The sequence below is a fragment of the Mesorhizobium sp. G2-6-1 genome (assembly GCF_055809095.1).
The window spans coordinates 802,955-821,287 of the sequence record NZ_CM147896.1 but is presented as its reverse complement, the minus strand read 5'-3'; the positions used below and the strand labels follow the sequence as shown (position 1 = coordinate 821,287).

The following is an 18,333-nucleotide window of genomic DNA, read 5'->3' as shown; positions in this document are numbered from 1 at the left end:
TCAATCAAGCTGCCTGGCATGCATCGAAGCTTTTCTTCAACCGCTCTGCATCGAGTTCCCGGCCAATGAACACCAACCGGCTTTCATGTTTCTCGCCCTCCTTCCAGGCACGTTGATGATCGCCCTCGATTATCATGTGAACACCCTGGACCACGTAGCGTTCCGGGTCGTCCTTGAAGGCGATGATGCCCTTCAACCGCAGAATGTTGGGGCCTTCCATCTGTGTGATCTTTTCAATCCATGGAAAGAACTTCCTTGAATCCATCTCGTTGCCACGAAGCGACACCGATTGCACGGTCACATCGTGAATGGTCGAAGCATGTCCATGATGCCCGTGCTCGTCCCCATGCCCGTGCGCGTGATGCCCATGATTGTCGTGATCATGGTGATGGTGGTGTTCGTGGTCGCAGTCCGGGCCGCATTCGTGATCATGCTCGTCATGGGGATCGAGAAAATGCGGATCGTTTTCCAGCGTTCGCGACAGATCGAAAGCGCCACGGTCCAGCACTTCCTTCAAATCGACCCCGGAGCGTTCGGTGTGATGGATGCGGGCAGCCGGGTTGATCGCGCGCACTGTCGCCTCGACAGCGCGCAGTTCGTCTGGCGTCACAAGATCGGTTTTGTTGAGAACAATGACATCGGCAAACGCGATCTGGTCTTCCGCCTCACGCGAATCTTTCAGACGCAATGGCAGGTGCTTTGCATCGACCAGCGCGACGACGGCATCCAGCCGCGTTTTGGAGCGAACGTCGTCGTCCATGAAGAAAGTTTGTGCGACCGGCACCGGATCGGCAAGCCCCGTCGTTTCCACGACAATGGCATCGAACCGGCCGGGCCTGCGCATCAGGCCCTCTACGACGCGGATCAGATCGCCGCGCACCGTGCAGCACACGCAGCCATTGTTCATCTCGTAGATCTCTTCGTCGGATTCAACGATCAGGTCATTATCAATGCCGATTTCGCCGAACTCGTTGACGATGACAGCATACCGTTTGCCGTGGTTTTCCGACAGGATGCGGTTGAGAAGAGTTGTCTTGCCCGAGCCGAGATAGCCGGTCAGGACAGTTACAGGGATTTGCGTCTGGGTATCACTCATGTCAGGCCTCGAAGATGGATGCAGGCATCATATAGGACGCCCAACGATGTTTTGCACGGTACAAATTCATCGCCCGAACCGCCAAAAAGAATCCGATGAATTCCTTTGTCATCTAACTGAAATAAATATCTGTCATTAGCCAATGCGGGTACATTGGTGCTTGCCGGCAAATTTGTTTTTTAAGCCGGCTTCTTGAACATTGATTGCCATCCGCTCTACCGCCGTTATGGTTGCGCCACGGATGCGGTCGAGAGGAATGACTATGGCCAAAGCTGACAAAGCGGCAACAATGAACCGGCTGCATTCGGCCGCCAGATTGGCAAGGACCGCACTTGCCGCACGGCTTTTATCGCATGGTTTTTATGCCGGGCAGGACCAGATCATGCTGGCATTGGATCGCGAAGATGGCCAGACGCCTGGCGCTCTCGCCGAGCGTCTTGGCGTTCGCCCGCCAACGATTACCAAGACGATCAACCGATTGCAGACCCAAGGCTTCCTGGACAAGCGCGCATCGACTGCGGATGCGCGTCAGGCACATATTTTTCTTACCGAATCGGGGCGCGAAATAATTCATGCCATCGAAAAATCGGTAAAGAAAACAGAGAAGCAGGCATTGAAAGGTCTCGACAAGAAAGAGCAGAGAACGCTGTTCAAATTGCTCGCACGTATTGAATCGAACCTGTCGAACGAAGAAGTTCTTCTTGCCGACGAAGAAGCTGAAACGAGCGAGTAGACACAACATCTGTTGATCTGAACTCTTTTGGCCTTGCGGGCCGGTCCAAATCTCGGCCTGCGGCGAACATCGTGGCAAGTGGTCTCTATATCGTGCACCGCGAGCATCGCTTGCGAGTGCGCAATCGCGCCGCACCCGGCACGGAAACGGAGACCGTTGCAAAAAGGCTATGATTTACGACCTAACGGTGGCATAAGCCGTTTTTAAACAGTTTAAATGCGGTGGGGAAACGAGGCGCTGGCACAGAAAATCAAGCTTTCAACGATCGCGGACGCGCTCGGCGTTTCAACGGCCACAGTCTCATTGGCGCTGCGCGACAGCCCGCTTGTGGCGGGTTCGACGCGTGATCGTATCAAGAAGCATGCGCGCGAAATCGGCTATATCTACAATCGCCGTGCCGCCAGTCTGCGCACATCACGTTCAGGCATCGTCGGGGTGGTGGTTCATGACATCATGAACCCGTTCTATGCCGAGATTTTGCGTTCGATTGAGCATGAGCTGGATCGCTCTCGCCAGACTTTCATTCTCTCCAATCATTACGACCAACTCGACAAGCAGCGCACATTCATCGACACGCTTCTGCAACTTGGCGCGGACGGCGTTATCATGTCGCCAGCCATTGACACGCCGGCTTCCGATATCCGCATGGCGGAGGAAAACGGCCTGCCGGCGGTTCTCATCGCCCGCGATGTCGAGGGTGCGTTTGTGTCTGTGTTTCGCGGCGATGACGCCTATGGCACTGCACTTGCGACCAATCACCTGATCTCGCTTGGCCACAAGCGCATCGTCATGGTTGGTGGCACGGACCAGACGTCGACAGGCCGTGATCGCTATCAGGGTTACGTTCGCGCCATGAGCGATGCCGGATTGGAGATCAGGCCATCATGGCGCATCGAAGGTCCGCGGACCAAGCAGGCCGGTTTCGAGGCAGCCAGCCAGTTGCTGGCATTGAAGGATAAACCGACAGCCGCCTGCTGCTGGAACGACCTTGTCGCCATCGGTTTGATGAACGGCATTGCGCGCGCGGGTTTCGTCCCCGGCGTCGATTTTTCTGTAACGGGCTATGATGATCTTGAAGAGGCCGCTATCGCGACACCGGCATTGACCACGGTCTGGAATGGCCAGCGCGAGGTTGGCAGACGCGCTGCACGCGCATTGCTCGACAAGCTCGGTGGGGAAGCCGTCTGCATTTCGCATGAACTCATAAAGCCGGAACTTCATGTGCGCCAGTCAACCGGTCGCCCGGTGGAACGGTCATGACAAAACGGGTTTCGCCTTCGCGGTGATGCCCTTTTATTCCGCAGCTGTGCACGCACCTGTCTTTGCCAGTGCGTGTAGCCGCACGGCATCGCCAAACGCCTTGAAAACCTTTTGGGATATGCTGTCGGACTTCACCCAATATTCCGGGTGCCATTGCACGCCCACCGCGAATGCGGATGAATCCCGGACCGATACAGCCTCAACCGTCCCGTCCTCGGCAATAGCCTCGACCTGAAGCTGCGGTCCGAGTCGGTCAATAGCCTGCCTGTGTATGGAATTGACATTTATGTCGCCCGCACCGAACACCTTCGCAAGGCAGCTTCCCGGCTGGATTGCCACCGACTGGCGAATGGCGAAACGTTCATCTTGATTGTCGCTCACCGGTGCACGGTGATCGAGTGACCCTTCGCGTTCTTGTATTTCCGTGGCAAGAGACCCACCAAGCGCGACGTTCATTTCCTGGATGCCGCGGCAGATCGCAAGCAACGGCACGCCTTGATCGACCGCTTTGCGGATCAGCGGGAGCGTCGTCGCATCGCGGGCCGGATCGTAAGGACCATTGGCCTCGCTGGGGTCACCACCATAGAGCGAAGGATGTACGTTCGATTTCGAGCCGGTCATCATCACGCCGTCGACCCGCGACAACAATTCGTCGAGATCCAGCCGCTCGCCAAAGGATGGCACCAGCACTGGAAGCACTCCCGCGCCGGAAAGCACGGCCTCCAGATATTGCTGGGGCACGGCATGCCAGGCGTAATTCTCGAAATGCTTGACATCCGTGGAAACGGCAACGAGTGGCTGAACCATCTGCGGTATTCGATCCTATGGTTTTTCAGTCATTCAAAATAGGCGATATGGTGAAAGTTTGCCATGTCAAATTTTGCGCCATCCCAGACTTGGGGCTTCACGTCTTCGACTATAGTTGCAATAACTTTTACCACATAAGACAAAACACATTCATTTTGTCCGTGCTAACGTCGCTTGCTCTGGACTAGACATCTTCGCTGTGTATTGTCGCTGCATATTCGTCGCCAAAAGCGAACTGATTTCATAGTGTTCAGGCCAATTTATTGATTCAGAAAGGGAGGAAATCCATGGATCGTCGTTCATTTATTCGCAAGGCTGGCGTTACCGGCGCGGGGGCTGCTGCAACTGCTGCAACACTTGCTTCGCCTGCTATCGCCCAATCCAATCCCAAGGTCACATGGCGACTGACGTCGTCGTTTCCCAAGTCGTTAGATACAATCTATGGCGGTGCGGAAGTTTTCTCCAAAATGCTGTCGGAGGCAACTGACGGCAACTTCAACATTCAGGTCTTCGCTGGCGGCGAGATCGTACCTGGTCTTCAGGCCGCCGATGCGACAACGGCGGGAACCGTCGAGGCTTGTCATACCGTTGGTTATTATTACTGGGGCAAGGATCCGGTATGGGCGCTGGGAGCAGCCGTGCCGTTTGCACTCAACGCGCGTGGCATGAATGCATGGCACTATCATGGTGGCGGCATCGAGCTCTATAACGAGTTCCTTGCCAAGCAAGGTCTGGTCGGGTTTCCGGGCGGCAATACGGGCACCCAGATGGGTGGCTGGTTCCGCAAGGAGATCAACACTGTCGCCGATCTTTCAGGCTTGAAAATGCGCATCGGCGGTTTTGCCGGCAAGGTCATGGAAAAGCTTGGCCTTGTTCCCCAACAGCTTGCTGGCGGCGATATCTATCCGGCATTGGAAAAAGGCACCATTGATGCGGCCGAATGGGTCGGTCCCTATGATGACGAGAAACTGGGCTTCCAGAAGGTTGCACCTTATTACTACTATCCCGGATGGTGGGAAGGTGGTCCAACCGTCCATCTCATGTTCAACAAGGAAAAGTTTGACGGATTGCCACCGGCATATCAGTCGCTCGTGCGCACCGCCGCCCAGGCGACGAACGCCGACATGTTGCAAAAATATGATTACCTGAACCCGACGGCACTTAAGTCGCTGGTCGCCAATGGCGCGCAGCTTCGCCCGTTCAGTCAGGAAATTCTCTCCGCCTGTTTCGACAAGTCAAATGAAGTGTATGCCGAGATGGTGGGATCGAATGCTGAGTTCAAGAAGATCTGGGATTCGATCACGGCGTTCCGCAAGGAGCATTATCTGTGGGCACAGATCGCCGAATATAATTTCGATACCTTCATGATGATCCAGCAGCGCGCTGGCAAACTATAAAGCAATTCCAGGAAAAGTGCGGTTTTCCGTCCGGGATTGAATAAAACAAACAGTTGAGAGTGGTTCGAGATTTCAACCAAAAGCCGAATCGCTCTTGTACCGTTAAATCCAGATACAGATATTTTGTCTGGCCAATATCAAAAACCCCGGAGTTTCGGCTCCGGGGTTTTTTTGTTGCTGAATGCCGCTCAGTTGAAACTTGGTGGTGTCAACAGATTTGGTGTGGCAGGAGCAGTGGGGGTGTTGATCCGTCGCTATCAAATGGCGGTGGAGCGCCGAGTGGCGACAGTCCCAGCCCCGGCAATTCCGGAATCTTGATTTCAATGTTTGAAGGGTCAACTACCTTACCCTTGTAGTGCATGACCATCTGCGGGAACACGATCGTCAGCGTGATCATGATTACCTGTATGCAAACGAAAGGCACCGCCCCCCAGTAGATTTGGCCGGTTGTTACCGGTGCAATCTTCTTGCCCGTGATGCGGTCGAGATACGGAACGCGCGCGGCCACAGAACGCAGGTAAAACAGGGCAAACCCGAATGGCGGGTGCATGAAACTGGTCTGCATGTTGATGCCCAAAAGCACGCCGAACCAGATGAGGTCGATCCCGAGTTTTTCGGCGGCCGGTGCAAGAAGCGGCACGATGATGAAGGCAAGTTCAAAGAAATCCAGGAAGAAGGCGAGGAAAAACACCAGTATGTTGACGAAGATGAGAAACCCGACCTCGCCGCCCGGCAGCGACACCAGAAGATGTTCTACCCACAAATGTCCGTTGACGCCGTAAAAAGTCAGCGAAAAGACCCGCGCGCCGATCAGAATGAACAACACGAATGAAGACAGGCGCGTTGTCGTGGCCAATGCCTGTTTGACCACATCGAGTGTCAGGCGCCGCTTTCCCGCGGCCATTACCAGCGCACCGACGGCGCCCATGGCCCCGCCTTCGGTTGGCGTTGCAATGCCGAGGAAGATCGTGCCCAGAACCAGGAAGATCAGCGCCAGCGGCAGGATCAGCACAATGATCACCTGCTGCGCCAGTCGCGACAACAGTTTGAAATTGAAAGTCTTGTCTGCAAGTGCGACCACATAGATGAAGATCACACCGATCGTGGCGCCGAGAATGTCGGCATCGCCGCCGTAGGATGGAACCAGATAGCGGTAGGCGACGTAGGAAATCGCAATAGTTGCGGCCAGAGCGACCACCAGGGAGAGCACGCCGTGACCTAGCGTGCGCGCTTCAAGTGGCAGGGCTGGCATTGATTTTGGTTTGATGATCGACAGCAACAGCACGTAGCCCAGATACAGGCCCATCAGAACCATGCCGGGGATCAGCGCTCCTTGATACATGTCGCCGACCGAGCGACCCAACTGGTCTGCCAAAACAATCAGCACTAGCGATGGCGGGATGATCTGAGCCAGTGTACCCGATGCTGCGATGACACCTGTGGCGACGCGCCGGTCGTAACCGTAGCGCAACATGATGGGAAGCGAGATCAGACCCATAGCAATGACCGAGGCTGCAACCACGCCGGTTGTAGCAGCCAGAAGCGCGCCGACAATAACCACGGCATAGGCGAGCCCGCCGCGCACCGGTCCAAATAATTGGCCGATCGTATCGAGCAGATCCTCCGCCATGCCGGATCGCTCAAGCACAATGCCCATGAAGGTGAAGAACGGGATAGCCAGAAGCGTTTCGTTTGCCATGACACCGCCGTAGAAACGATCCGGAAGTGCATAAAGCAGCGGCCACGACAGATTGATGGAGCCGTTTGAGAACGGTGCAAGCTCCACGCCGATGACGAAAAACATCAAACCGTTGGCTGCGAGTGTAAAAGCAACGGGATAGCCGATCAGCATGAAGACGATCAGCGAACAGAACATGATCGGCGCCATGTTCTGTGCAATGAACTCCATCATGAGCGCACCTCGTCGATCATCGTCTTGGCGTCGCGCTCAACCTGTTCGTGGGTGGATACGAATGGCGAGGGGTCATCCATCCTGCCGTTCATGATGGCAATCTTTTTTATGATCTCGGAGATGCCCTGAAATCCGAGAAGAACGAAACCGACCAGAAGCAATGCCTTGGCTGGCCAGATTATCAGGCCGCCGGAATTGGTCGACATTTCGCCGCTGTGAAACGACAGCAGGGTGTAAGGCGTGAGATAGATGATCATCAATATGACGAACGGCATCAGGAACACGACATGGCCGAACAGGTCGATCCAATGCTGTACCCGGCGCGGAAACATTCCATAGATGATGTCGATGCGAATATGTTCGTTCTGCTTCAGCGTATATGCGGCAGCCAGCAGGAAAGCGGCCCCGAAAAGATACCATTGCAGTTCAAGCCACGCATTTGACGAGGTGTTGAATACTTTGCGGATGGTCGCATTGCCGGCACTGATCAGGATCGAAAGAAAAATCATCCACGAAATCCATTTGCCAATGGTTTCGTTGGCGCGGTCTATGATGCGAGAAACCCTGACCATCAGGTTCATTTGCCGGTCAAACCAGATAGTCCATATTGCGGCAATGATGATGAGCAGCGCGGCAGCCAGTATGAAACGTCCACCGGGCGAGTGCCATGCGCCTTCGATGATGGTGCTGAACAAGTCCATCCAGTTCCCTCCCTGTGGCAGTCCTTGTGCAACACCATCGCGATAGGGGTGTTTTCTTGGCTCAAACCTATGCCGCTCGTGGTTCGGCACGTCAACTCGCGAACGGCTTCTAAAAACATCTCGTTGGCGGCCAAAATAGCCGAAACTGGCACTTTCGTCAGATGATGCAACGAAAGTCTGATGTGGCTGGGTGCGTCTTCATGCCTTCATCCTGGAAAAATGGAAACAATCGGACGAAAGCAGCAATCCGCACTGTCACCTTCGTCATAATTGCAACACCGCTACAAGGGACTTTGACAATGCGTGGCTAATGGCAAACCGCAGTGGCCACTATGGAAAACCTTGCCGCAGGTTTTCCTATGGGATTGAGCACAACAAATACTCGGAGCGGTTCGGCAACTCTATCAATAGCTTAACCGCTCTCACCTTGTTGGTGACGTCGATTTCATTTGACCTCTCAGGACCGGAGATGAACACTGCCACGATCATTCTTGACACTGGTTGCCTGCTTCAGGGTTACCTCGACTGAGGAAATGCTTGATGACGCTTCATGACGTCGCGCTCGACGACAAGTTCGATCTCAGCAAGGAGCGCGTCTTTCTGTCTGGTGCTCAAGCGGTCGTGCGCATGCTTTTGATGCAGCGCGAACTTGATCGTCGCTCCGGGCTGAACACGGCAGGTTTTGTCTCCGGTTATCGCGGTTCGCCGCTTGGCGGGCTCGATTTGCAACTTTGGAAGGCAAGAAATCAGCTTTCCGGTTCCAACATCGTTTTCCAGCCGGGCCTCAATGAAGAGCTTGCGGCAACCGCATGTTGGGGAACCCAGCAGGCAGAATTGCTGGGCGAAGGCAGATATGACGGCGTTTTTACCCTCTGGTACGGTAAGGGTCCGGGCGTTGATCGATCCGGCGACGTTTTTCGTCACGCCAATCTTGCCGGAACCTCGAAGCATGGCGGTGCACTTGCATTGATGGGGGACGACCATATGGCCGAATCCTCAACCAACGCGCATGCCACCGAGTTCGCTTTCGTTGATGCCATGATGCCGGTGCTCAATCCGGCGGGTGTTCAGGAATTGATCGACTACGGTCTTTACGGCTTCGCCATGTCGCGCTTTTCCTCCACCTGGACGGCGATCAAATGCGTGAAGGACAACATCAGAATCGACGGCCTCGGTCAATGTTGCGCTAGGTAGCCAGGATATTGTGGTTCCCGAATTTGACATGCCGCCCGGTGGAATGGGAATTCGCCACGAAATCAATATGCTGGGTCAGGAGGAGCGGCTTTTTGAACACAAGCGCGCTGCCATCTCGGCTTTCGTCCAGGCCAATAAGCTGAACCGCATCATCTATTCCGGCGGCAGCAAGCCCAGGATCGGAATCGTGACCTTGGGCAAGAGTTATCTCGACGTGCGTCAAGCCCTTGATGCCATCGGTCTCGATGAAAAGACTGCCAATCGCATTGGTGTGCGCCTGTTCAAGGTCGGCTGTGCCTGGCCGCTGGATTTCCAGCACATTTCGGACTTTGCCCGAGGTCTCGAAACCGTCATCGTGGTGGAGGAAAAACGCTCCCTTATCGAGATGCAATTGCGTGAAAATCTCTATGGAACGGCGCTTCAGCCAGCAATTCTTGGCAAGAAAGACGAGCGAGGAGATTGGCTTTTCCCGGCAAAAGGGGCGCTTGATCCAAATGACATTGCGATTGCCATCGGCGAGCGCATTGTAAAGATAATTGGTCCTTCCGAGGAGATTTCCGCTCGCATCGCCAATCTGCGTCAATTTCAGGCGATGCTTGCCGATAGCAGGGATATCGGCGCACGCGCGCCCTATTTCTGTTCGGGCTGTCCCCACAATTCTTCGACGAAAGTGCCCGAGGGTTCCGTTGCGGCGGCTGGTATCGGTTGCCATTTCATGGCGCTATGGATGGATCGCTCGACGGTCGGCTTCACCCAGATGGGAGGAGAGGGCGCGCAATGGGTCGGTCAGGCACCATTTTCCACGCGCGACCATATTTTCCAGAATCTCGGTGACGGCACCTATAATCATTCCGGCACGCTGGCTCTTCGTTTTGCCCTGTCGAGCGGCGTCAACATCACCTATAAAATTCTTTATAATGATGCCGTGGCCATGACCGGTGGGCAACCGCATGAAGGCGGTCTGAGCGTCGATATGATTGCCCGGCAGGTTCGCGCCGAAGGCGTCGACAGAATTGCCGTGGTAAGCGACGAGCCGGAAAAATATCTTGGGCATGCCGAGTTTCCCGCCGGTACCAGCGTCCATCATCGCGATGAACTGGATAATGTGCAACGCGACCTGCGCGCCACCAGGGGCGTCTCGGTCCTGCTTTATGACCAGACCTGTGCCGCGGAAAAGCGCCGTCGCCGCAAACGTGGCGAGTTTCCGGATCCCGACAGGCGCGTTTTCATCAACGAACTGGTTTGCGAAGGTTGCGGCGATTGTGGCGTTGCATCGAATTGCGTTTCCATTCAGCCGGTCGAAACCGAATTTGGCCGTAAACGGCGCATCGACCAATCGTCGTGCAACAAGGATTTCTCGTGCGTTGACGGTTTTTGCCCGTCATTCGTTACCGTACATGGTGCGAAAATCAGGAAAGCCGAGGGTATAGCCGGTCGCTTTGAGCCACTGGACGGGGTGCCAACGCCCGACGCCTTTCCACTGGACAAGGATGGTTGGGCTGCGGTGATCGACGGCGTTGGTGGCACAGGTGTTGTCACCATCGGCGCTATCCTCGGCATGGCCGCGCATCTTGAAGGCAAGGGCTGCGGTCTGATCGACATGGCAGGTCTTGCCCAGAAAGGCGGGGCGGTATTCACCCACGTCCGTATCGCGAAATCCATCGAGGACATCCACGCCATCCGTGTTTCCGCAGGCAAGGCCGATCTTGTTCTCGGCTGCGATCTGGTGGTGTCGGGCGCCAGCAAGGTTTTGACGTCGGTGCGTGAAAATCACACGATCTTTCTCGCCAATACTGCCGAGATCATGCCCGGAGATTTCGCCCGCTCTGCCGATTTCTCGCTGCCGGTCGAACGCCTGAAAAAGGCCATACGTGAAGCTGCCGGTGAAGAGAACGCGCATTTCTTCGACGCAACGCATACGGCTGCGATCCTGTTCGGGAGTTCGCTTGGCGCCAATATGTTCATGCTCGGCTTTGCCTTCCAGCATGGAGGTTTGCCGCTTTCGGCCGTAGCGGTCGAAAAAGCGATTGAATTGAATGGTCAGGCGGTTGCCATGAACATCGCGGCATTCAGGTGGGGACGTCGCGCCGCACACCAGCCGGATTTCGTGCGCGGTATAGTCGAAAAACATGGCCGGAAATCGTCTCTGGCCTCGGCTGAAACAACGCTTGATGAGCTGATTGCACGACGCGCTGCTTTCCTGACATCCTATCAAAATGCTGCCTACGCCAGACGTTACTCCGAAAAACTCGCGGCATTGCGCGCAGCGGAAACGAAAATTTCCTCCGGATCGACCGTTGTCAGTGAAGCCGCTGCCAGAAACCTGTTCAAATTGATGGCCATAAAGGACGAATACGAGGTTGCGAGGCTCTATACCGACGGTTCCTTCGTTGAAGAACTGGCAAAGCAGTTTGATGGTTACGATAAGCTGGAGTTCCACCTCGCGCCGCCCATCCTCGGACGGCGTGACACCAATGGACATCCGCGAAAGTCGAGCTTCGGTCCTTGGATGATGAAGGCTTTCCGTCTTTTGGCATCAATGAAGGGGTGCGCGGTAGCGCACTCGATCCATTCGCCTACAGTTTCGAGCGACGTATGGAGCGCCAGCTGCTTGCAAATTACGAGGCGGATCTCGATGCTGTTGCAAGCTCTTTGACAGCTGAAAAAATGGATGCGGCGGCAGCGTTATTGTCGGTGCCATCGCTCATTCGCGGTTTCGGGCATGTCAAACTAAAATCCGTCGAACATGCAAATGGCGAGCGTGCAAGGCTGCTTGAGCGGTTGGCAAAGCAACCTGACAATAGTGATGTTTTGGCCGCAGAATGAGCGAATAACCAGACCACTGCCCGTCGATACGTCTTGTTTACCTGAAGTGCAGTTTTTTCACCAAAAACCCAAAACGCCTACCTGCGGCCCCTGTAATCTAGCGATCTCTAAAGTTTTCTTAAGGGGAATATGGCAAGACTGGTGCTTCGTGCGGCAGCAGGCCATGATCGTAGACAAAACCGACGACATATCAGAAGACGTATATGTGGGCTTCGTCCGATCGTTGTTTGACAACGCGAGGCTCCTGATCGTCGGCGCATTTTCCCAAGCAGTTATTGGGACGCTCGTCTATTGGAAATCGTCTGCACTGATCTATCTCGTGCTCACCATCGTCATGGTGGTGGTCACTTTGGGGCGCTACTATGCGATTCAACGGGTAAAGCCGGAGACGATACAGACATATCAGGCGGCGTTGGCCTGGGAAAATTATTATCTTGTGGCCGGAACGATACACGGCGCGGTGGTCGGCTTTTTTGCCTTCACGTGCCTTTACATCGCCCCGGATCTCTTCGGTGAGGTTGCCGCCATCTCGATGGTGCTTGCCAGCGCCATCACCATCGCCGGCCGCAATTTCGGGTCGCGAAAAATGGTGGTCATACTGACCATGTCCGTCATCGCACCAATCGCATTGGGGTTGATGCTGAAGGGCGATTTCTACAATTTCATTCTCGGCTTGTTCATTATTCCATTTATTTTCACCATCAATTCGATGGCGAAACTGGTTCGCACAGTCCTTTTTACGGCCATCAGTGAAGAGAAAAGATCGAAACGGCTGGCCCAGCGTTTCAACCGGGCACTGAACACCATGTCGCATGGTCTGGTGATGCTTGGCCCGGACGGCCGTGTCGTGGTCGCCAATGCCGAAGCCGCACATCTGATGTCGTTGAAGTCGCCCGATGACGTGATTGGGCGCTCTGTTCATTCGTTGCTGATGCGAGGTGTTGCAGGTGGAATGCTCACCTCAAAGGATTGCCAATATGTCGAGGTGCAACTTACCAGGGCTTTGCGTGAAGGCCGGGACCGTAAGGTCCTTGTCGGCTTTTCTAACGGCCAGCACTATGAATTTTCGGCGCGCGAGGGCAGCCAGGAACTCGGCGTTATCACCTTCGAAGACGTCACCGTGCGTATCGAGGCTGAAGAGCGCATCCGCTTCATGGCGCGCTATGACAGCCTGACCGGATTGATGAACCGGGCCTATTTCCACGAAGTCGTCAGCGAGAGCATGGCATCGGGCAACAAGGAGCGTTATTGCGCGCTTGCGACACTTGATCTCGACGATTTCAAGAATGTGAATGACACGCTCGGCCACCCCGTTGGCGATGGCCTGATCTATGCCGTGGCTGAAAAGCTTGCGTCCTATTCCACGCCTGGCGTCAAGATCAGCCGCTTCGGTGGTGATGAGTTCATGATTTTCTTCGATCGCGTCGATAACGAGAGTGACCTTGCCGGCAGGCTGGATGAGATTTTTGCAGACCTGCAAGGTGAAGTCGATGTTGCCGGCCATGCTTTGCGCATACAGGCAAGCGCCGGTGCGGTGCTGGCAAAGGTGGAAGCAAGCGACGTCGATGAGATGATCGTCAAGGCCGATCTGGCTTTGTATGAGGCCAAGGAACTCGGCAAGAAGGGCTGGCGGTTATTCGAGTCCTCCATGGATGCTGCCTTCCGAAATCGGCAGACGATGAAAGCCGATTTGCGCACAGCCGTCGATACTGGAACATTGCGTGTGGTCTACCAGCCCATCGTATCGATGACGACAATGCGGATTTCGGGTTGCGAGGCGCTTTGCCGGTGGGACCATCCAGAGCTTGGCCCGGTTTCGCCCGCCATATTCATTCCGCTTGCCGAGGAAATGGGGATCGTTTCCGACATCAGCACGTTCGTGTTGAATGCCGCTTGTGGTGAATGCGTTAAATGGCCCGCTCACACAACCGTATCAGTCAACCTTTCGGCAAAGGATTTCCGCAATCACGAAGTTGTCCAGAAAGTGCGCGATGCATTGTCGGCATCGGGTCTTTCGCCCAACCGCCTCGAGATCGAAGTGACGGAAACGGCATTGCTTGATGATAAGTCGGCCACGCGCGAACTGATAAAGGAAATCAAATCGCTTGGCGTGCGTATTGCACTCGACGATTTTGGCACGGGCTATTCAAGCTTGAGCTATCTGCACAAGCTGCCACTGGACAAGGTCAAGATCGACCAATCGTTCATTGCCGATCTGGCTTTGGATTCCAGTTCGCTTGATCTGCTCAAGGGTATTGTCACCTTGACGCGCACGCTTGGCCTGACAGTGACAATCGAAGGTGTCGAAACATTCGATCAACTGAAAATCCTGATGCAAGGTGTCAAGCCGGATCTGGTCCAGGGCTTTCTGTTCGGGTCGCCTTTGACGGCCTCCGGCATTGAGACGATGTCGACCAGCGCGTGGCCATTCGCGCGCGAATTGAGAGCTGTCGGCAAACGCGCTGCAAGTTGACGCGTCAAAGATGACACTCCACTTTCTGATCCATTGCAACCGGACAGCGGCACTTGAGGTGCATTGTCGATGCGGCCCGTTAACCTTAATTGAATGTAAATAAGTATAGGCCAGTTTTCTCTTTTACGGCGCCAAGCCATACGCTACGTTCATCAAGCGCGGCGGAGAGAAGGGAATTGGCATGTCTGTTGCGGTAACCGAACGAGGAGTTCGCGTTGGCGATGTGGGGGCGGAAACGAGCAAAGTATCGTCATTTGCGCGTAATGTTTCAGCCTTATTGGAACGAGTAGAGTACCGGCGTTGCGAAAGCGGCGAAGATCTCGAGGCAATCTATCGGCTCCGCTATAAAACCTATCATCTGAATGGGTTTTTGCCCGACTCACGCGACCAGATCATGACTGACGAACTTGACGATGCGCCCAATTGCTATCGTTTCGGGGTCTTTGTGGATGACAATCTGGTTTGTACGGTCCGCATCCATCATCTAAGCCCGGATGAGCCGCATGCTCCAGCAATGAGCACATTCGGTGATCTTCTTCAGCCACGCTTGATGCGTGGAGAAAGTTTCATCAATCCGACACTTCTGGCTGCTGATCCAGATTTTCTGTCTGTGCATCGGGCTTTGCCCTATGTCACCTTGCGTCTCGGATTGCTCGCCAGCATTCATTTCGATGCAACAGCTTGCATTGGCGTGATTCGCGAAGAACATACGGCTTTTTATCGGCGGATTTTCGGTGCAGTCCAGGTAGGATCGCCGCGTGCCTATCCACCCTTTACGGTGCCGGTGATGCTCTATGATGCCAATGTTGCTCTCAATCGTGAATGGATATTGAAACGGTTCCCGTTCTTCCATTCGAATGCGACGGAGCGGCGGATGCTTTTTGCCAAGCCGCCAAGAGGCGAACTTGCACCACTGACAATCCTGCCAACAGCCAAATATCATTCCGCTGCGGCCTGACGGTTTTCTGGCGGCAAGTCAGGCTCAATCACCGCTATAGGTGACGCGCCAGATCGTGCCATTGCCGTCTTCGCTGACAATCAGCGAACCATCATTGGCAACAGTGACGCCCACGGGCCGGCCCCAGACCTCATCTTCCGAGAGGATGAAGCCGGTCATGAAGTCCTCATATTCTCCGGTCGCCACACCATCGTTGAAGACCAGCCGAACGACCTTGTAGCCGGTTCTGACATCCCGGTTCCATGAACCATGCAAGGTAACGAAGGCATCGCCCTTGTAGGCAGCGGGGAATGATGTGCCTTCATAGAATGAAATACCCAGAGGTGCCGAATGGGCCTGCATCAGCACATTGGGTAGTGTGACTTTTGCAGCAAGATCGGCACGCTCTCCAGCATGTCTGGGGTCTTCGTGGGCACCAATATAGTACCAGGGCCAGCCATAAAATGCGCCATTCGCCACCTGCGTTGCATAATCGAACGGTAAATTGTCGCCGAGGCCGTCACGCTCGTTGACGACGCACCACAAAGCACCGGTTGCAGGCTGCATGCTCATGCCTGAGCAGTTGCGCAGGCCAGTCGCAACAATGCGCTCGTTACTGCCGTCGGGATCAAAGGCCAGTACGGCCGCCCGCCCGGTCTCAGCGCCCCAGGCAGCACCCAAGGCAGCCTGCTTCGACCACGCTTCGATGCCATCGGTTGGCTTTGCAGCCATAGCGCCTGCGACGTTGGATGCCGAGCCGACGGACAGATAAAGCGTCTTGCCATCGGCTGAAAATGCAATGTCGCGTGTCCAATGGCCACCGCTCGGTATGTTTTGGACAATGGTTTCCGGTTGCGCGGATGCTTCCATATCCCCGTTCTTGTATGCAAAGCGCACGATACTGTCCCTGTTGGCGACATATACCCATTCGGGATCGTCACCGGGCGGGTGAAACGCAATGCCATATGGCCTGTTGAGCCCCTGCGCGAAGATGGATTGCTTGACCGGTTCCGCCTCATCTTTTGCAAGGCGATAGACCCGCATCTGGTTTGCATGGCTGTCTGCGACGAAAATGTCTCCATTGGGGGCGACGCGAAGCACACGCGGGCTACGAATACCGGAGGCGATCATCTGAGCAGAAAAGCCTTGCGGCAGTGTAGGAACGGCATCGTCAGGCCGTCTCACAAGATTTGCTCCATTGGAGGCAGAACCGGTAGCAAATGGTGCAGGCAAGTCGTCAGGCGAGATGAGGCGGCGGGTGCCCGGTTGATCATTTTGCCAGTCACCGAAGGCAGCAGCGCCGGTCAAAACGGTTTCATCCGGCTCCTGTGCGAAAGCGGATACGGAAAAAACCACGACAGGCAAGATCGAGAGTAGCAACAGCCTCATGTCATCTCCTCTTTCAGCCAGCCGGCAGAGCAATTCCAGGAAAAGTGGATACCGGTTTTCCGCCCGCATCCCGCTCTAACTTATTGGAATCGATCACGTTCATGATTTTGGACCGATTCGATCCTAAATCATCGTGATCTAGGACGAGTACTGGCGTATCAGGCGCTTGCGTCGCTGAAATCGTCGTCGAGACGCTTCTCCAGCGCGACCAGATCGGTCGGCAGTGGAAGACCCATCGCGCGCAATTCGCGTAGTTTTTCGCGCAACTGCTCTTGTATCTCGTATTGATTTTCCGGCTGGTTGACCATTTCTTCCAACAGGAGGCTGATTTGGGCCTTGAACTGTTCCAGCGCCATTGTTGCCTCCTGTTAACGCGGCAGATCGTGCCGCCATTTTGCCGCCTAGCGCAGCATGCGCGAAATAAGCTGTGCCGTATAGTCGACCATCGGTACGATACGGGCATAATTTAGTCTGGTCGGGCCGATGACGCCGAGCGCGCCAACAACACGGGCTTCCTTGTCGCGGTAAGGTGCAACCACGAGTGAGGACCCCGACAGCGAAAACAGCTTGTTTTCAGAGCCGATGAAGATGCGCACTCCAGAGCCTTCTTCTGCCAGATCGAGCAACTGGATCAGTCCGTCCTGCGTTTCCATGTCTTCGAACAGATGCTTCAGCAGTTCGATGTCGGCCTGCGCGGTGACATTTTCGAGAAGATTGGCCCGTCCGCGCACGATAAGACGTGCTGGCAGGCCGCTTTCCGCGCCAGCCCAGATCGCCAATCCCTTTTCAACCAGGTCCTGGGAAAGCGTATCGAGCGCGGCTTTCGTCTCGGCATTGATGCGCGCGATTTCACTTCGCGCTTCAACCAGCGTGCGGCCACGAATATGGGCGTTCAGGAAATTCGACGCCTCATGCAATTGCGAGACGGTTATACCTGCGGGAAGGTCGATAACGCGGTTTTCCACATCGCCATTTTGCGACACCAAAACGGTAAGCGCTTTGCGCGGCTCAAGCTGGATGAACTCAATGTGCTTTAGCGCCGTCTCGTTCTTGGCTGCAAGGACGAGGCCTGCGCCGCGCGATATGCCGGACAGCATTTGGCTGGCTTCGGTCAGCATATGTTCCAGCGATGTGTCCGTGCCGGATGCTTTTACCTGCGCCTCGATGATGCGGCGTTCCTCGTCCGACAGATCGCCGAGTTCCATGAACGCATCGACAAAAAAGCGCAGTCCCGCTTGTGTCGGCAGCCTGCCGGCAGAAATATGGGGAGCATAGATGAGGCCGAGATGTTCCAGATCGCTCATCACATTGCGGATCGTGGCCGGAGACAGCGAAGACGGCAGCAGGCGCGAAAGGCTGCGCGAACCCACCGGTTCGCCGTCTTTCAGGTAAGAATCGACGATACGCCGAAAAATGTCACGCGAGCGCATATCGAGTGATTGGAATGTGGGCGAATGCAGGGCCGGTTCAGTGATCGGCTTGTTCATCAGGCTTAACCTCTGGATCAAGGATATAGACTTCGATAGCCCCAGCGCAAGCTTCCCGTTTTCCTTTGCGCCTCAAGCCTCATGGGGCTACAAGCCGCCCAAGATTCCATAAACACTGAAT

Annotated in this window: 11 protein-coding genes and 3 pseudogenes; 7 read left to right on the top strand and 7 right to left on the bottom strand. The window is 55.1% G+C overall.

The features are described 5' to 3' along the window. Positions 1-4: 4 nt before the first annotated feature. Positions 5-1,096 (bottom strand): CobW family GTP-binding protein, encoded by a 1,092-nt coding sequence (locus tag AC0L7S_RS03935; protein ID WP_473473164.1) that lies wholly within the window; start codon positions 1,094-1,096, stop codon positions 5-7. 262 nt (positions 1,097-1,358) lie between these two features. Between AC0L7S_RS03935 and AC0L7S_RS03930 the strand changes: the two genes are divergently transcribed. The 3 genes and pseudogenes from AC0L7S_RS03930 to AC0L7S_RS03920 all read left to right on the top strand — a co-directional run bounded on the left by AC0L7S_RS03930 (position 1,359) and on the right by AC0L7S_RS03920 (position 3,089). Further along, positions 1,359-1,829: a MarR family winged helix-turn-helix transcriptional regulator gene (locus tag AC0L7S_RS03930; RefSeq protein WP_473473163.1), complete on the top strand. Its 471-nt coding sequence runs from the start codon at positions 1,359-1,361 to the stop codon at positions 1,827-1,829. Positions 1,830-1,888: 59 nt separating this feature from the next. Then, positions 1,889-2,002 (top strand): annotated as a pseudogene (locus AC0L7S_RS03925) (EamA/RhaT family transporter); the annotation flags it as partial. Positions 2,003-2,045: 43 nt separating this feature from the next. Next, on the top strand, positions 2,046-3,089 hold the full coding sequence (locus tag AC0L7S_RS03920) for a LacI family DNA-binding transcriptional regulator (RefSeq protein WP_473473162.1): 1,044 nt from the start codon (positions 2,046-2,048) through the stop codon (positions 3,087-3,089). A 33-nt stretch (positions 3,090-3,122) separates the two neighbouring features. Here the strand turns inward: AC0L7S_RS03920 and AC0L7S_RS03915 are convergent, their stop codons facing one another. Further along, entirely contained in the window at positions 3,123-3,896 is a 774-nt protein-coding gene (locus AC0L7S_RS03915) for a gamma-glutamyl-gamma-aminobutyrate hydrolase family protein (RefSeq protein ID WP_473473161.1), read from the bottom strand. A gap of 287 nt (positions 3,897-4,183) precedes the next feature. On the opposite strand from AC0L7S_RS03915, the gene AC0L7S_RS03910 reads away from it, so the two are divergent. Then, on the top strand, positions 4,184-5,293 hold the full coding sequence (locus tag AC0L7S_RS03910; RefSeq protein ID WP_473473160.1) for a TRAP transporter substrate-binding protein: 1,110 nt from the start codon (positions 4,184-4,186) through the stop codon (positions 5,291-5,293). 188 nt (positions 5,294-5,481) lie between these two features. On the opposite strand, the pseudogene AC0L7S_RS03905 reads toward AC0L7S_RS03910, so the two are convergent. Further along, a pseudogene (locus AC0L7S_RS03905) lies at positions 5,482-7,202 on the bottom strand (TRAP transporter large permease). Then, positions 7,202-7,786, bottom strand: coding sequence for a TRAP transporter small permease subunit (locus AC0L7S_RS03900; protein ID WP_473474170.1), 585 nt, complete (start codon positions 7,784-7,786; stop codon positions 7,202-7,204). Before AC0L7S_RS03900 ends, AC0L7S_RS03905 begins: the two are co-directional and overlap by 1 nt. 660 nt (positions 7,787-8,446) lie before the next feature. On the opposite strand from AC0L7S_RS03900, the pseudogene AC0L7S_RS03895 reads away from it, so the two are divergent. The 3 genes and pseudogenes from AC0L7S_RS03895 (at position 8,447) to AC0L7S_RS03885 (ending at position 15,357) form a co-directional block, all read left to right on the top strand. Next, a pseudogene (locus AC0L7S_RS03895) lies at positions 8,447-11,926 on the top strand (indolepyruvate ferredoxin oxidoreductase family protein). Positions 11,927-12,089: 163 nt separating this feature from the next. Further along, a complete protein-coding gene (locus AC0L7S_RS03890; protein ID WP_473473159.1) occupies positions 12,090-14,399 on the top strand; it encodes a putative bifunctional diguanylate cyclase/phosphodiesterase in 2,310 nt (769 codons plus the stop codon). A gap of 181 nt (positions 14,400-14,580) precedes the next feature. Further along, on the top strand, positions 14,581-15,357 hold the full coding sequence (locus AC0L7S_RS03885) for an N-acyl amino acid synthase FeeM domain-containing protein (RefSeq protein WP_473473158.1): 777 nt from the start codon (positions 14,581-14,583) through the stop codon (positions 15,355-15,357). Between the two features lie 24 nt (positions 15,358-15,381). Here the strand turns inward: AC0L7S_RS03885 and AC0L7S_RS03880 are convergent, their stop codons facing one another. The 3 genes from AC0L7S_RS03880 to hrcA form a co-directional block, all read right to left on the bottom strand. Then, entirely contained in the window at positions 15,382-16,725 is a 1,344-nt protein-coding gene (locus AC0L7S_RS03880; protein ID WP_473473157.1) for a PQQ-dependent sugar dehydrogenase, read from the bottom strand. A 158-nt stretch (positions 16,726-16,883) separates the two neighbouring features. Further along, on the bottom strand, positions 16,884-17,081 hold the full coding sequence (locus AC0L7S_RS03875; RefSeq protein ID WP_473473156.1) for a hypothetical protein: 198 nt from the start codon (positions 17,079-17,081) through the stop codon (positions 16,884-16,886). A 45-nt stretch (positions 17,082-17,126) separates the two neighbouring features. Next, positions 17,127-18,212, bottom strand: coding sequence for a heat-inducible transcriptional repressor HrcA (gene hrcA, locus AC0L7S_RS03870; RefSeq protein ID WP_473473155.1), 1,086 nt, complete (start codon positions 18,210-18,212; stop codon positions 17,127-17,129). Positions 18,213-18,333 lie beyond the last annotated feature (121 nt).